This window comes from Modestobacter sp. KNN46-3 (assembly GCF_011039295.1).
In genome coordinates, this window is the sequence record NZ_JAAKGN010000039.1 from 17775 (window position 1) to 32471 (window position 14697).

Genomic DNA, 14697 nt, shown 5'->3' on the forward strand with positions numbered 1-14697 from the left:
GTCAGAGTGCGATCCGCTGCTGCAGCGCGTCGTCCCGGGCGACGACCGACGCCGCCAGGTCCGCCTGGAACCGCTCCACGGCGGCGCGCAACCGGTCGTCGCTGGCCGCCAGGATGCGCACCGCGAGCAGGCCGGCGTTGCGCCCGCCGCCGATCGACACCGTCGCCACCGGGACGCCGGCCGGCATCTGCACGATCGACAGCAGGCTGTCCAGCCCGTCCAACCGGTCCAACGGCCGGGGCACGCCGATCACCGGCAGCGGCGTCGCTGCGGCGACCATCCCGGGCAGGTGCGCTGCTCCCCCGGCTCCGGCGATCACCACCCGCAGCCCCCGGCCCGCAGCGGACTCGGCGTAGTCGAGCATCCGCCGCGGGGTGCGGTGCGCGGAGACGACGTGCGCCTCCCACGGGACGTCGAACTCGGCCAGCGCCTGGGCGGCGGGCTCCATCATCGGCCAGTCGGAGTCGCTGCCCATGACGATGCCGACGATCGGGTCGCTCACGGCCACTCCTCAGTGCTCGGTGTCGAAGGCGAACGCGGGGTCGACGACGCCGTCGGCCAGGTAGCGGGCGGCAGCCACCGCGCGGGCCCGCACCTCGGCCAGGTCGTCGCCCAGCGCGGTGACGTGGCCGAGCTTGCGACCGCGGCGCTGGCCCTTGCCGTACCAGTGCAGCTTCACGTCGGGCCAGTGCGCCATCAGGTGGTGGACCCGCTCGTCCAGACCGGGCCCGTCCCAGCTCTCGTCCGCGGTGGCGCCGCCGAGCACGTTGGCCATGACGACCACCGGCGCGGTCATCGCCGTCGACCCCAGCGGGTAGTCCAGGACGGCGCGCAGGTGCTGCTCGAACTGGCTGGTGCGGGCGCCCTCGATGGTCCAGTGCCCGGAGTTGTGCGGGCGCATCGCCAGCTCGTTGACCAGGACCCCGTCGGCGGTCTCGAACAGCTCCACGGCCAGCATGCCCACCACCCCGAGCCGGTCGGCGATCCGGACGGCGAGCTCCTGGGCGGCGGTGGCCAGCTCCTCGGACAGGCCGGGGGCCGGCGCCAGCACCTCGTTGCAGACGCCGTCCCGCTGGATCGTCTCGACCACCGGCCACACCGCGACCTGGCCGAACGGGGACCGGGCGACCTGCGCCGACAGCTCGCGGACCATGCCCACCCGCTCCTCGGCGAGCAGGGTGCCGTGCCGCTCGAGGAGGTCGGCGACCTGGTCGGGGCCGGAGACGACGAACACGCCCTTGCCGTCGTAGCCGCCGCGGGGGGTCTTCAGCACCACCGGCCAGCCGACGCCGTCGGCGAAGGCGGTCACGTCGTGCACCGTGCGGACCTCGGCCCAGGCCGGCTGCGGCTCCCCCGCCTCGGCCAGTGCCCGGCGGAGCACCAGCTTGTCCTGGGCGTGCACCAGGGCGGCGGGGCCGGGGGCGACCCGGTGGCCGTCGGCCTCCAGCGCGCGCAGGTGCTCGGTCGGGACGTGCTCGTGGTCGAAGGTGACCACGGTGGCGCCCGCGGCGAGGCGGCGGAGGTCGGCGAGCTCGTTGTGGTCGCCGAGCTGGACGTCGGCGGCCACGAGGGCCGCGGACTCGGCCGGGTCGGCGGCCAGCACCCGGAGCGACTGGCCCAGCGCGATCGCCGCCTGGTGCGTCATCCGGGACAACTGGCCCCCGCCGACCATGGCTACGACCGGGAGTCCGGTGCGGCGGTCTGTGGGAGTGCCCATGGTGCCCGGAAGGCTAGATCGCTCGTCCACCCGGCACGCCTCCGGGGTCGCCGGCCGGGTCATCCGGGCCGCCAGCTGCCCCGGGGCTCCGCCGGGTCCACGGAACCGGCGTCCCGGCCACTCAGGAACGGAAGACCCAGTGGCGGTAGGCGAAGAAGTTCAACCCGGTGAGCAGCGCCACCGCGATCACCTTGGCCAGCACCGCCGGGAGGCCGACCGCCACCAGGCCGGTCACGATCCCCAGGTTGGCGAGGTAGTTGAGCACCACCAGCAGGCCGTACCGGAGCAGTTGGCGAGTGCCGTCGGTGCGTACCCCGAAGGTGAAGTACTTGTTGGCCATGAAGTTGACCGCGAAGCTCAGCCAGAAGCCCGCCGTCGTGGCCAGCCACAGCGACCGTCCCACGACGTCGTAGAGGAGCCACAGGGTCCCGGCGTCCACGACGAGGCTCAGCACCCCGACGCCGACGTACCGGACCATCGTGGGCGAGATCCGCGGGAGCCGGGCTGGGGGTGGGACGGTCACGTGGGCACGCTAGTGCAGCGCGGTGCTGCCACCCGTCGGGCCGCAGGCGGCCCGGCGCACCAGCGCGCCGGCGCAGCACAGGCCCCGACTCCGCGGGCCTCCTAGGCTGGAGGCATGTCCTTCGACCCACCGGGTGGCCGCCTGCGCAGAGGGTGGCGGCTGCTGCTGAAGGAGTTCAGCGCCTTCGGCGTCGTGGGCGGGATCTGCTTCTTCATCGACATCGGCTTGTTCCAGCTGCTCTACGCGCACGTGGGCACGGGCGCCGTCACGGCCAAGCTGGGGTCGACCCTGGTCTCGATGACGGTGGCCTACCTCGGGCACCGTTACTGGTCGTTCGCCCATCGGGCGCGCACCGGGGTCGGGCGGGAGTACGCGCTCTTCGCCATGATCAACGGCGCGACGCTGCTGCTCGGGCTGAGCATCGTCGCCGCGGTCCGGTACGGCCTGGACCAGGAGAGCGCCCTGGTGATGCAGGCCGCGAACATCGCCTCCATCGTCCTCGGCACCGCCATCCGGTACCTGTCCTACCGTCGCTGGGTCTTCCCGGCCCTCGACTCCGTCCACGCCCGCACCGGCCCACGTCAGCCGGTGCTCAGCGACGGCACCGCCTGACCGGTCCACCCAGAGCCGGTCCACCCAGAGCCGGTCAGCTCGCGAGCCGGGAGCCCTCCCGGCTCGCGATCACCTCCAGGCGGCTGCTGATCCTGGTCCGCAGCTCCTCGACGTGACTGATCACGCCGACGGTCCGGCCGCCCCGGCGGAGCTCGTCCAGGACGGTCATCACCGCGTCCAGCGACTGCGGGTCCAGGGTGCCGAAGCCCTCGTCGACGAAGAGCGTGTCGATCCGGACCCCACCGCTCTCGGCCGTGACGACGTCGGCCAGGCCCAGGGCGAGGGCCAGGGAGGCCATGAAGCTCTCCCCGCCGGAGAGCGTCTTGGTCGGCCGCCGGACGCCGGTGTACTCGTCGAGGACGTCCAGGCCCAGCCCGCCGCGGGCCCCGTGCCGCCCCTGGGCGTCGCTGTGCAGGAACGTGTACCGGCCGCCGGACATGTCCCGCAGCCGCCGACTGGCGACGGCCGCGACCTGCTCCAGCCGGGCGGCGAGCACGAACGACTGCAGCCGCATCCGCAGGGTGTTGGCCCCGCGGCCGTTGACCAGGTCGGCGAGCGCGGTGACCTGCTCGGCGTGGGCCCGGCGCTCGTCCAGCTCCACCTCGATCTCGGTGAGGTCGGCGGTGAGGGACTCCAGGTCGTCCGCGCAGCGGCGCACCTCGGCCAGCGCGCCCACAGCGGCCTCCCGGGTGCGGGTCGCGCCGCGGCAGCTGGCGGTGAGCGCGTCCAGGTCCGGCCGGGGTGCGAGGTCGGCGAGCTCCGGTTCGGCGAGCGTCGCGGTGACCACCGACCACCGCTGGTCGTGCTCGGCCACCCGCCGGCCGGTCGACGCGGCGGTGGCCCGGTCCAGCAGGGCGTCCGCGGCGGCCAGCAGATCGGGGAACCCGGCGTCGGCGACGCGTTCCTCGGCGAGCCGACGAGCTGCGTCGGCCGCCGTGCGGGCGCGCAGTTCGGCGCCCTCGGCCTCCACGAGCGCCTCGCACCGTTCGGCCTCGGTGGTGAGGCGGCTGATCCGGGGGGCGATGCCGGGGTCCTCCCCCTGTGCGGCGCGCAGCCGCTGCTGCACCGTGGCGAGCGTCTCCTGCGCCGCGGCGCGCTCGGCGGTCAGCCGCGCCAGCTCCTCGCGGGCAGTGGCGGCGGCCGCCAGCGCGGCGTCCCGCTGGGCCACCAGCGCGGTCAGCGCCTGGCGTGCGCCGTCCAGGGTCCCGGCCGCGGTGCGCGCCTGCGCCTCCTGGTGAGCGGCCTCGGCGAGGGCGGCCTCCTTGTCGGCCAACGGCTCCGGACCGGCCTGGGCACGGAGCACCGCGAGCTCCCGGTCGGTCTCCTCGAGGGCGGTGCGCAGGACGCTGAGCCGGGCCTCGCGCTCCTCTGCGGCCGTGCGGGCGGCGTCCTCGTCGGCCTGGGTCACCAGTGGGCCGTCGTGCTGGGCGAGCCGCGGGTGCTCCAGCGCACCGCACACCGGGCAGTCCTGGCCGTCGGCCAGGCCGGTGGCCAGCTCGGCGGCCATCCCGTCCAGCCGCCGGGTGCGCAGGTCACCCCACTTCTCCCGGGCGTCCAGCCAGGCCTCCCGGGCGGCGTCGACGTCGTCGCGCTGCTGCTCCCGGCGGCCGGCCAGCGAGTCGGCGGCCCGGGCCGCGGCGAGGGCGGTGCGCCGGCCCTCGAGCGCGGCGGTCAGCCCGGGCAGGCTCGACGCCGCCTCCGCGGCCTCGCCGACCCCGGCCTCCTGCTCGGCCAGCCGCGTCGGCCACTCCTGCGCGGCCGCCTCGTCCTGGGCGCAGCGCGTCTGCAGTGCCTCGACCCGGCGAGTGGCCTCGCCGACCACGCGGGCCAGTTCGGCGGCGCGGTCGACGTCGGGCAGCAGTGCGCGGAGCGCAGCGACCTCGTCGCGCAGCGCCCGCGCCAGCACGGTGTCGGCCGGGCGGCCGGCGGCCACCTCCGTCCAGCGGCGGCGGACCGACTCCAGGTGCCCCGCGGCGCCCTCGGCGTCCAGCGCCGCCCGACCGGCCGCCTCCAGCACGTCCCGCACCGGCTCTGCCCGGCCACCGGCGTCCAGCGCCGCACGCAGGGGCACCAGCTCCGCCTCCTCGGCCTGCAGCCGGCCGAGCTCGGCACGGGCCCGGTCACGCCGGGTGTGCCGGTCGAGCTCGGCCCGGGCGTCGGCCAGCACGGCGTCGACCCGCTCGACCTCGGCGGCCGCCCGCTCGGCCTCGATCACCTGGTCGGCGAGCCGGCCGGCGACCTCCGCCCGGACGCGCTGCACCCATGCACCGGCCGAGGCGTGCGGCGTGGCACCGACCAGCTCCGGGGCCAGCTCCTCGGGAACGTCGACGTCGGCCACCTGCGCCACCCGGGCGAGCAGCGTGCTGGCCCGCAGCCGCGCCTCGTCCCACTGCCCGCGGGCGACGGACCGCTGGTCGGCGAGCCACTCCTCGACCCGGGCGAAGCGGCCGACGTCGAAGAGGGTGCGGAGCAGCCGGCCGCGGTCCTCCGGCTCGGCCCGCAGGAAGCGTGCGAAGTCGCCCTGCGGGAGCAGCACCACCTGGCAGAACTGCTCGGCCGAGAGACCCAGCCGGCTGCGCAGGTGCTCGGAGCCCTCGTCGATCCGGGTGCTGACCGGCTCCCAGCCGGCCGCCGTCCAGCGCTGCACGGTGAGCTTGGCCTGCTCCGTCGTCCAGCCGGTGCCGCGCCGCTTGGGCCGCTGCTGCTCGGGCCGGCGGGTGACCAGCAAGCGCTCCCCGCCGAGGGTGACCTCGCACTCCACCTCGGTGCGGACCTGCTCGGCGGCGTGGTCGCTGCGCAACCGCTTCTCCTCGCCCCGGGCTCCCGGGACGGTGCCGTAGAGGGCGTACACCACCGCGTCGAGCAGCGTCGTCTTGCCGGCGCCGGTCGGGCCCCAGAGCAGGAACAGCCCGTCCCGGCCCACGTCGTCCAGGTCGACCTCGACCCGGTCGGCGAACGGTCCGAAGGCGCTCAGCGCGAGGGTGTGGACCCTCATGCCAGCGCCTCCTCGTGCGCAGCCGCGGCCAGCGCGCGGCGCAGCAGCTCGAGCTCGGCCGGGGTGGCGCCCACCGTGCGGACGTGGGAGACGAACTCGCCGGCGACCTCCAGGTCACTGCGGCCGGCCAGCCGCTCGGTGTAGCTGCGCTGATCGCCGGCCGGGCCCGTGCCGGCCCACTCCAGGTGCACGGCGTGCGGGAAGCGGCCCTGCAGTTGGCGCATCGGGTCGGCCGGCCGGATCGCATCGGTGAGCTGGGCGGAGACGAAGTGCTCGGTCACCGACGCCAGCTCCGGGTCGGCGAGCAGCTCGGCGAGCTCGCCGCGCAGCACGGTCAGCGGCCGGGGCGTCGGGAGCGGGACCGGCCGCACCTCGGACAGCCCGGAGGCGTCGAGGTCGACCAGCCAGGCCTGCTTCTGCTGACCGGCCTCGCCGAAGGAGTAGGCGAGCGGCGAACCGCTGTAGCGGATCCGGTCGCTGAGCGACTGCGGCCGGTGCAGGTGCCCCAGCGCGACGTAGTCGATGCCGTCGAAGACCGCGGCGGAGACCAGGTCGACCCCACCCACGCAGATGTCCCGCTCGCTCTCGCTGGGGAGCCCGCCGCCGACGAAGGCGTGCGCCAGCACGACCGACCGGGTGCGCGGGCGGAGGAACAGGTCGGCCCGGACCCGGTCCATCGCCGCGCCCACGACCGCCTCGTGGCCGCGGGCGTCGGGGAGCCCCAGCTCGTGCCGGGCCACCTCCGGCTCGAGGTAGGGCAGGCCGTACACCGCGACGTCACCGTGCTCGTCGTCCAGCATCACCGGCTCGTCGAGCGCCGGGGTCATCGCCCGGACGTGCACCCCGGACCGGGCCAGCAGCCCGGCGCCGAACCCCAGCCGGCGGGCCGAGTCGTGGTTGCCGGGGGTGAGGACCACCTGGGCGCCCGCGCTCCGCAGCCGCATCAGCACCCGGTCCAGCACACCGGTGGCGTCCGCCGAGGGGACGGCGCGGTCGTAGACGTCGCCGGCGACCAGGACCACGTCGACGGACTCCGCGCGGACGACGTCGGCCAGCCCGCCCAGCACCTGCTCCTGCTCGGCGAGCAGGTCGGTGCCGTGCAGAGAGCGGCCGATGTGCCAGTCCGAGGTGTGCAGCAGCCGCATGCCCGGGACGTTAGGTGGCCCCTCCGACAGAACCGTCCAGGCACGCCGTGACGGACCGGTCCGGCGGCGCCGGAGGCGCTCCTACGGCCCAGGACTTCCTACGGCTCAGAACTGCTGGGTCGGGTGCGTGTCCCCGCGGTGGTACTCGCCCAGGTACGCGGCGCTCTCCCGGGCCCGCCGGTCGGCGTCCTCCTCGACGAGCTGGTTGAGCAGCTGCTGCACCCCCTCGCTGTCCGGGATCGCCCGGAACACGGTCGGGCCGCCCTCCCCCGCCGTCTCGATCGAGACCGTGCCCGAGTTGACCAGCCGCTCCCCCAGCGTCTGCCGGTAGGAGACGTCGGTGATCCGGGACAGGCCGATGTCGCGGCCGTGCCGGGAGAGGATGCCGGCCCGGTACAGCAACCGGTGGGTGGTGACCACGTAGTGCGTGGTGCGCCAGCGCAGCAGCGGGGCGACGACCAGGAACACCGTGAGGACGACGGCGACGCCGACGACGACCAGCCGGTACGTCCCCTGCTGGTCCCCCGCGGGGACGACGGCGGCGCCGAAGGAGGCCAGGCCGACCAGCGCCAGGAACGCCACGATCGGCCAGAAGACGGTCAGCCAGTGCGGGTGCAGGTGGCGGACGACCTCCTCGTCGCCGGCCAGGACCTTGTCCGGATAGGCCATGACGACAGGATGGTGCACCAGCCCTCGCCGTCACCGCTCTGCGCACGCGTGTCGGGCCGACGCCCTCCGCCGACGGGCCGAGGATCAGGTGCCGACCTGGGCCGGCAGCCAGTCGGTCTGCGACTCCACCGGGACCGCCCGGCGGGGGTGCGGCACCGACGGCACGGCCGCCGAGACCGAGGTCCGGGGCGCCTGCGGCCGGCTCGGGTCGCCCGGCGCGGCGACGGTGTGCAGCCCCGTGCGTGGGACCACGGGCAACACGTGCACCGACGCCCCGACCCGGACCGGCCCCTTGGCCGCCGGCCGCTGGGCCGGCCGGAGCAGACCCACCAGGGCCCGGCGCGCCGGCTCCTCTACGAGGTGGTACAGCGCCGCACTGACCGGCAGCGTGGCGAGCAGCAGGAACGGCATGCCCAGGGTGATCGCCGGGGTCATCACCCATCGCTGGGCGGGGTCCTGCCACAGCACGGTGCACATCACGTCGAGGAGCAGGTAGTGCGTCAGGTACAGGCAGTAGGAGATCCTGCCGCCGTAGACGAGGGCCGGGGTCGCGAGCAGCCGGGCCGGTCCCCGGGTGGTCAGGGCGAGCCCGGCGATGAGCCCGGGGAAGGCCAGCACGGCCACCTGCGAGTAGTCGGCCAGCTCGCCGCCCCGCCGCCAGGTGGCCCAGAAGCAGAGCATGACGAGCAGGAAGATGCTGGCGACCGAGAGGGCCAGGCCGATCGACTCCGTGCGCGCGCTCGGCCGCACGTCCCGCAGGGCGAGCGCCACGAACACCCCGGCGAGGAAGCCGCAGGCGATCCGGAGGACCCAGCTCGAGTCGGCGTCCATCGGCCCGGTCCGGTAGGCGACGAGGGCCAGCGGCACGACCGCCGCGTGCGCCAGCCCGAGGTTGACCACCGGGTGCAGGTGGCGCAGCGGGCGCAGCAGCACGGCGAGCACGGGGAACGCGAGGTAGGCGGTCCACTCGGCACTGATGGACCATCCGGGCGCCACGAAGCTGGCGCCCACCATGTTCGGCATGCCCCACATCTGGGTCATGCTCAGCTGGCGGGCGATCGCCTCCACCGTCACCTCGGGGTGGACCGTGTAGACGTCCGCGGTCCGGCCGCTGGCCCGCACCAGGAACAGCCAGCCGCCCATCAGCACCGTCACCAGCGCCCAGGCGGGCCAGACCCGCGCGAACCGGTTGAACAGGAACCGACCGACCGTGCGCGGGGTCGGACGACGGCCGCACTCGTCGAGGTAACCGCGGGTCAGCAGGAAGCCGCTGAGGATGAAGAAGAGCTCCACCCCGATCCAGCCCGCCCCGAGGACCGCCCGCACGAACACGAACTGGTCGGTGTACGGGGCCAGGAAGGCGCCGAAGTGGACCAGCACCACCCAGCCGGCCGCGATGATGCGCAGACCGGTCAGGGCACGGATCTCACTCTGTCCGGTGCGGGGTGCGGCCGGGGAGGCATGCGCTGGAGTTGGCACTGGAGTCCTTCGTTCATGGTCGACCTCAGCTGGGAAGCCCGTGAACGGAAAGTTATCGGCCGATGACGCCGAGTTGAGTCGACGACACCACCAAGTGCCCTGCACCTGTTGTGCGAAGCCGACAAGTCGGCACACCTGTCACACCAGCCCCCGGACCCGGCGGACCGGGTCCGGCGCCGTCACCGCCCGCGCACGTGCCGCACGTCGCCGGACGCGAGCTCCACGAGCCCCGCGTCGGTGCGGACCACGAGCCGACCGTCCCAGTCCACCGCCTCGGCGACCCCGTCGAGGGTCGAGCCGTCGGGCATCGTCACGGCGACGGCGGCCCCCACGGTGCTGCACCAGGCCAGGTAGTCCTGGGCGAGGCCGGAGGAGACCGGGTCGCCGAGCACCTGCGACCAGCGGGCGTAGCGCTGCTCCAGCGCCCGCAGGAAGGCCAGCAGCACCGCCGTCCGGTCGACCGGCTGCTGACCCACCACCTCCAGGGAGGTGCCGGTGTCGGGCAGCTCGTCGGTGCGGGTCGAGACGTTGAGCCCGACGCCCACCACCACGGCGTTGCCCGAGCTCTCGGCCAGGATGCCGGCCAGCTTCCGGCCGTCGGCGGCGAGCAGGTCGTTGGGCCACTTCAGCGATGTGCGGACGCCGGCCACCTCCCCGACCGCCTCGGCCAGCGCCACCCCGGTCAGCAGCGAGAGCCAGGCCCGCCGGGCCGCCGGGACGTCGGGCCGCAGCAGCACCGAGACCGTCAGCCCTGCCCGCGGCGGGGAGACCCAGGTGCGGTCCAGCCGTCCGCGGCCGGCCTCCTGGTGCTCGGCCACCAGCACCAGCCCCTCGGCGGCGCCGTCGGCCGCACGGGCGACCAGCTCGGCGTTCGTCGACCCGATCGCCTCGACCACCTCGACCGCCCGCCACAGACCGCTGCCGGGGGTGAGGGCGGCGGTCAGCGCGGCGGCGTCGAGGCCCGGCCGGTCGGCGGGAGGAGCTGCGGTGCGGGGGCTGTCGGGCACGTCACCTACGCTACGGCGCTGTGAGTGCCGCCGAACTGGAGAGCGCGGGAGAGCACGTCCCCGCCGACCTCGACCTGCACACCACCGCCGGCAAGCTGGCCGACTTCGAGCGGCGGGTGGAGGAAGCCACGCACGCCGGGTCGCAGCGCGCGGTGGACAAGCAGCACGCCGCCGGGAAGATGACCGCCCGGGAGCGGATCGAGGCGCTGCTGGACCCGGGCTCGTTCACCGAGCTCGACGAGTTCGCCCGGCACCGTTCCACCAACTTCGGCATGGACGCCAAGCGGCCCTTCGGGGACGGCGTCGTCACCGGGTACGGCACGGTCGACGGCCGGCCGGTCTGCGTCTTCTCCCAGGACGTCACCGTGTTCGGCGGCAGCCTCGGCGAGGTCTACGGCGAGAAGATCGTCAAGGTGCTGGACCTGGCCATGCGCAACGGCTGCCCGGTCATCGGGATCAACGAGGGCGGTGGCGCGCGGATCCAGGAGGGCGTGGTCTCCCTCGGCCTCTACGCCGAGATCTTCCGGCGCAACGTGCACGCCTCCGGGGTCATCCCGCAGATCTCCCTGGTGATGGGCGCCGCCGCCGGTGGCCACGTCTACTCCCCCGCGCTCACCGACTTCATCGTCATGGTCGACAAGACCAGCCAGATGTTCATCACCGGCCCCGACGTGGTGAAGACGGTGACCGGGGAGGACGTCACCCTCGAGGAGCTCGGCGGTGCCCGCACCCACAACACCAAGTCCGGCGTCGCGCACTACCTGGCCGAGGACGAGGCCGACGCGCTGGACTACGTGAAGGCCCTGCTGTCGCACCTGCCCAGCAACAACCTCGACCCCCTGCCGGCGATCGAGGTCGCCCCGGTCGACATCGCCCTCCCCGAGGCGCTCACCGACGACGACCGCGAGCTGGACATCTTCATCCCGGACTCGCCCAACACGCCCTACGACATGCACACCGTCATCGAGCACGTGCTCGACGACGGGGAGTTCCTCGAGGTCCAGGCGCTGTTCGGCCCCAACATCCTCACCGGCTTCGGCCGGGTCGAGGGCCGCCCGGTCGGCGTCGTGGCCAACCAGCCCACCCAGCTCGCCGGCACGCTGGACATCGACGCCAGCGAGAAGGCCGCTCGCTTCGTGCGCACCTGCGACGCCTTCAACATCCCGGTGCTCACCTTCGTCGACGTCCCCGGGTTCCTGCCGGGCACCTCGCAGGAGTGGGACGGGATCATCCGCCGGGGCGCCAAGCTGATCTACGCCTACGCGGAGGCGACCGTCCCGAAGATCACCGTGATCACCCGCAAGGCCTACGGCGGCGCGTACGACGTGATGGGCTCCAAGCACCTCGGCGCCGACGTCAACCTGGCCTGGCCGACCGCGCAGATCGCGGTGATCGGTGCGCAGGGGGCCGTCGGCATCCTCTACCGCAAGGAGCTGGCCGCGGCCGAGGACCCGGAGTCGCTGCGCGCCGAGCTGGTCACCGACTACGAGGACACGCTGGCCAACCCCTACATCGCCGCCGACCGCGGGTACGTCGACGCGGTGATCCCGCCCTCGCACACCCGCGTCCACGTCGTCCGCGCGCTGCGGCTGCTGGCGAACAAGCGCCAGACCCTGCCCGCCAAGAAGCACGGGAACATCCCCCTCTGATGACCGAACAGACCCAGCCCCCACTGCTGCAGGTGGTCCGCGGCGAGCCGAGCGCCGAGGAGCTCGCCGCGCTGACCGTCGTCGTCGCGGCCCTGTCCCAGCGGCGTCCGCGGCGCCGTCCCGCGCCGGTCGGTGCGTGGCGCGAGCGGGCCGACCTGCTGCGCCGGCCGCTCCTGGCCGGCCCCGGTGGCTGGCGCGCCTCGGGGCGGGCGTCATGAGCCGCCGCCTCGTGCTCGCCTCCCAGTCCCCGGCCCGGTTGCAGCTGATGCGCCAGGCGGGGCTGAACCCCGAGGTGGTGGTCAGCGGCGTCGACGAGACGGCGGTGACCGCGCCACGGGTCGGCGAGCTGGTCGCCCTGCTGGCCGCGGCCAAGGCCGCAGTCGTCGCCAAGGACCAGACCGACGCGGTGGTGATCGGCGCCGACTCGGTGCTCGAGTTCCGCGGCCAGTCGCTCGGCAAGCCGGCCGACACCGCCGATGCGCGGAGCCGCTGGCAGCGGATGGGCGGGCGCAGCGGCGTCCTGCACACCGGGCAGGCGGTCTTCGACGTGCGGGACGGCGGCGTGGCCCAGCGCGACGTCGGCGTCTCCTCCACCGTGGTGCACTTCGCCGCGCCGTCACCGGCGGAGCTGGAGGCCTACCTGGCCACCGGTGAACCGCTGGGCGTGGCCGGCGCGTTCACCCTCGACGGGCTGGGCGCACCGTTCGTCCGCCGGATCGAGGGCGACCCCTCCGCGGTGCTCGGCCTCTCACTGCCGCTGCTGCGCACCCAGCTCGCCAAGCTCGGCCTGGCGATCACCGACCTCTGGCGACGCTGACCACCCGGCACCCGTCAGCCCGCCCCGCCACTGAAGGAGAACCAACGTGCAGAAGGTCCTGATCGCCAACCGCGGGGAGATCGCGGTGCGGGTGGCCCGCGCCTGCCGGGACGCCGGGCTGACCAGCGTCGCGGTGTACGCCGAGCCCGACCGGGACGCCCTGCACGTGCGCACCGCGGACGAGGCCTTCGCCCTCGGCGGGAACACCCCGGGTGAGTCCTACCTGGTGATCGACAAGATCATCGACGCTGCCCGCCGGTCCGGCGCGGACGCCGTGCACCCCGGCTACGGCTTCCTGTCGGAGAACGCCGACTTCGCCCAGGCGGTCCTCGACGCGGGGCTCACCTGGATCGGCCCCTCACCGCAGGCGATCATCGACCTCGGCGACAAGGTCGCCGCCCGGCACATCGCCACCCGCGCCGGCGCCCCGCTGGTGCCCGGCACCAAGGACCCGGTGGCGGACGCCGACGAGGTGGTCGCCTTCGCCCAGGAGCACGGCCTGCCGGTGGCCATCAAGGCCGCCTTCGGCGGCGGCGGTCGCGGCCTGAAGGTCGCCCGCACCCTCGAGGAGATCCCCGAGCTGTTCGACTCCGCGGTGCGCGAGGCCGTCTCGGCGTTCGGCCGCGGCGAGTGCTTCGTCGAGCGGTTCCTGGACAAGCCCCGGCACGTGGAGGCCCAGGTGCTGGCCGACACGCACGGCACGGTGGTCGTCGTCGGCACCCGGGACTGCTCGCTGCAGCGGCGCAACCAGAAGCTGGTCGAGGAGGCGCCCGCGCCGTTCCTCACCGACGAGCAGCGGGAGCGGATCCACTCCTCGGCCAAGGCCATCTGCGCCGAGGCCGGCTACGTCGGCGCCGGGACCGTCGAGTACCTGGTCGGCACCGACGGCTCGATCTCCTTCCTGGAGGTCAACACCCGGCTGCAGGTCGAGCACCCGGTCAGCGAGGAGACGTCCGGCATCGACCTGGTCCGCCAGCAGTTCCGGATCGCCGAGGGCCTGCCGCTGGAGATCACCGAGGACCCCACCCCGCGCGGGCACAGCATCGAGTTCCGGATCAACGCCGAGGACGCCGGCCGCAACTTCATGCCCGCCCCCGGCCCGGTGACCCGGCTGGAGATCCCCCAGGGCCCGGGTGTGCGCTGGGACTCCGGGGTCGAGACCGGCGGCGAGGTGGCCGGCGCGTTCGACTCCATGCTGGCCAAGCTCATCGTCACCGGCGCCACCCGCACCGAGGCCCTGCAGCGGGCCCGCCGCGCGCTGGACGAACTGGTCGTGGAGGGCATGCCGACCGTCGTCCCGTTCCACCGCGCGGTCGTCTCCGACGAGGCCTTCACCAGCGAGCCGTTCACCGTGCACACCCGCTGGATCGAGACCGAGTGGGACAACCAGGTGCAGCCCCACGGCCCCGCCACGGAGACCGACGAGGCCGAGCCGCGGCAGACCGTCGTCGTCGAGGTCGGCGGCCGCCGCCTGGAGGTGTCGCTGCCCGCCGGGCTGGCCGCGGGCGGGCCGGCGCCGGCCGCCGGTGCGGCCAAGCCGCGCAAGCGCAGCGGGGGTGGCGGGTCAGCCGCGTCGGGTGACTCCCTGACCGCGCCGATGCAGGGCACGATCGTCAAGGTCGCGGTGACCGACGGCGCCACCGTCGCCGCCGGTGACCTGGTGGTCGTGCTGGAGGCGATGAAGATGGAGCAGCCGATCGTGGCGCACCAGGCCGGCACGGTGTCCGGGCTGGCCGCCGAGGTCGGCGCCAGCGTGACCAGCGGCGCCGTCCTCTGCACGATCAGCGCCGACGGCTGATCCCGGCCGGCACGCTCGCCGATCCGACCGGGCTCCCAGCTCGGGTCGATCAGGTCGTGGTGATCGTCCGGCAGCCGAGGAGCGAGTTCTGGGACGGGACGTCCACGTCGATCCCGAACACGCACACCCGGTGCTCGCCCGGCGCCACCGTCGTCGACCACGCGAACCCGTGCGCGGACCCCGCACCGGGGAACGCCGCACCGATGTCCGGCCGCGACCGATCAGCCGTCAACTCCACACCCCGACCGTCCACGTACACGTGCACCTTCGACGACACCGACGGCTG

General features: G+C 74.4%; 14 protein-coding genes. 5 read left to right on the forward strand and 9 right to left on the reverse strand.

The features are described from left to right. Window position 1: 1 nt before the first annotated feature. The 3 genes from purE to G5C62_RS10925 all read right to left on the reverse strand — a co-directional run bounded on the left by purE (window position 2) and on the right by G5C62_RS10925 (window position 2240). Window positions 2–475 (reverse strand): 5-(carboxyamino)imidazole ribonucleotide mutase, encoded by a 474-nt coding sequence (gene purE / locus G5C62_RS10915; RefSeq protein WP_164700985.1) that lies wholly within the window; start codon window positions 473–475, stop codon window positions 2–4. A 36-nt stretch (window positions 476–511) separates the two neighbouring features. Beyond that, window positions 512–1717: a 5-(carboxyamino)imidazole ribonucleotide synthase gene (locus tag G5C62_RS10920; RefSeq protein ID WP_036333772.1), complete on the reverse strand. Its 1206-nt coding sequence runs from the start codon at window positions 1715–1717 to the stop codon at window positions 512–514. Between the two features lie 121 nt (window positions 1718–1838). Then, on the reverse strand, window positions 1839–2240 hold the full coding sequence (locus G5C62_RS10925) for a GtrA family protein (protein WP_156119021.1): 402 nt from the start codon (window positions 2238–2240) through the stop codon (window positions 1839–1841). Between the two features lie 114 nt (window positions 2241–2354). On the opposite strand from G5C62_RS10925, the gene G5C62_RS10930 reads away from it, so the two are divergent. Continuing rightward, the gene (locus G5C62_RS10930; RefSeq protein WP_164700977.1) at window positions 2355–2852 is read left to right on the forward strand and encodes a GtrA family protein; all 498 of its coding nucleotides are present in this window, start codon (window positions 2355–2357) and stop codon (window positions 2850–2852) included. 34 nt (window positions 2853–2886) lie between these two features. Here the strand turns inward: G5C62_RS10930 and G5C62_RS10935 are convergent, their stop codons facing one another. The 5 genes from G5C62_RS10935 to G5C62_RS10955 all read right to left on the reverse strand — a co-directional run bounded on the left by G5C62_RS10935 (window position 2887) and on the right by G5C62_RS10955 (window position 10147). After that, window positions 2887–5847 (reverse strand): AAA family ATPase, encoded by a 2961-nt coding sequence (locus tag G5C62_RS10935; protein WP_164700978.1) that lies wholly within the window; start codon window positions 5845–5847, stop codon window positions 2887–2889. Next, on the reverse strand, window positions 5844–6992 hold the full coding sequence (locus G5C62_RS10940) for an exonuclease SbcCD subunit D (RefSeq protein WP_164700979.1): 1149 nt from the start codon (window positions 6990–6992) through the stop codon (window positions 5844–5846). Before G5C62_RS10940 ends, G5C62_RS10935 begins: the two co-directional genes overlap by 4 nt. 105 nt (window positions 6993–7097) lie before the next feature. Then, entirely contained in the window at window positions 7098–7661 is a 564-nt protein-coding gene (locus G5C62_RS10945) for a PH domain-containing protein (RefSeq protein ID WP_036333764.1), read from the reverse strand. Window positions 7662–7745: 84 nt separating this feature from the next. Beyond that, a complete protein-coding gene (locus tag G5C62_RS10950; RefSeq protein ID WP_164700980.1) occupies window positions 7746–9140 on the reverse strand; it encodes an acyltransferase in 1395 nt (464 codons plus the stop codon). A gap of 179 nt (window positions 9141–9319) precedes the next feature. Further along, entirely contained in the window at window positions 9320–10147 is an 828-nt protein-coding gene (locus tag G5C62_RS10955) for a biotin--[acetyl-CoA-carboxylase] ligase (RefSeq protein ID WP_164700981.1), read from the reverse strand. A gap of 20 nt (window positions 10148–10167) precedes the next feature. Between G5C62_RS10955 and G5C62_RS10960 the strand changes: the two genes are divergently transcribed. The 4 genes from G5C62_RS10960 to G5C62_RS10975 are packed head-to-tail and all read left to right on the forward strand — an operon-like array spanning window position 10168 to window position 14411. Beyond that, a complete protein-coding gene (locus tag G5C62_RS10960; RefSeq protein ID WP_052090700.1) occupies window positions 10168–11796 on the forward strand; it encodes an acyl-CoA carboxylase subunit beta in 1629 nt (542 codons plus the stop codon). Then, window positions 11796–12014 carry an acyl-CoA carboxylase subunit epsilon gene (locus G5C62_RS10965; protein WP_164700982.1) on the forward strand — a complete coding sequence of 73 codons (219 nt, stop codon included), beginning with the start codon at window positions 11796–11798 and terminating at the stop codon, window positions 12012–12014. Before G5C62_RS10960 ends, G5C62_RS10965 begins: the two co-directional genes overlap by 1 nt. After that, entirely contained in the window at window positions 12011–12613 is a 603-nt protein-coding gene (locus G5C62_RS10970) for a nucleoside triphosphate pyrophosphatase (RefSeq protein WP_081975158.1), read from the forward strand. The genes G5C62_RS10965 and G5C62_RS10970 overlap by 4 nt, the downstream gene beginning before the upstream one ends. A 46-nt stretch (window positions 12614–12659) precedes the next feature. Beyond that, entirely contained in the window at window positions 12660–14411 is a 1752-nt protein-coding gene (locus G5C62_RS10975) for a biotin carboxylase N-terminal domain-containing protein (protein ID WP_164700983.1), read from the forward strand. Between the two features lie 49 nt (window positions 14412–14460). On the opposite strand, the gene G5C62_RS10980 is transcribed toward G5C62_RS10975, so the two are convergent. Further along, window positions 14461–14697: hypothetical protein (locus G5C62_RS10980; protein ID WP_206330582.1), on the reverse strand; the 237-nt coding region annotated here is incomplete at its 5' end.

Coding starts and splice junctions, on each gene's coding strand:
- purE (WP_164700985.1), bottom strand. CDS start 475: ATGGGCAGCGACTCCGACTGGCCGATGATGGAGCCCGCCGCCCAGGCG.
- G5C62_RS10920 (WP_036333772.1), bottom strand. CDS start 1,717: ATGGGCACTCCCACAGACCGCCGCACCGGACTCCCGGTCGTAGCCATG.
- G5C62_RS10930 (WP_164700977.1), top strand. CDS start 2,355: ATGTCCTTCGACCCACCGGGTGGCCGCCTGCGCAGAGGGTGGCGGCTG.
- G5C62_RS10935 (WP_164700978.1), bottom strand. CDS start 5,847: ATGAGGGTCCACACCCTCGCGCTGAGCGCCTTCGGACCGTTCGCCGAC.
- G5C62_RS10940 (WP_164700979.1), bottom strand. CDS start 6,992: ATGCGGCTGCTGCACACCTCGGACTGGCACATCGGCCGCTCTCTGCAC.
- G5C62_RS10945 (WP_036333764.1), bottom strand. CDS start 7,661: ATGGCCTATCCGGACAAGGTCCTGGCCGGCGACGAGGAGGTCGTCCGC.
- G5C62_RS10965 (WP_164700982.1), top strand. CDS start 11,796: ATGACCGAACAGACCCAGCCCCCACTGCTGCAGGTGGTCCGCGGCGAG.
- G5C62_RS10970 (WP_081975158.1), top strand. CDS start 12,011: ATGAGCCGCCGCCTCGTGCTCGCCTCCCAGTCCCCGGCCCGGTTGCAG.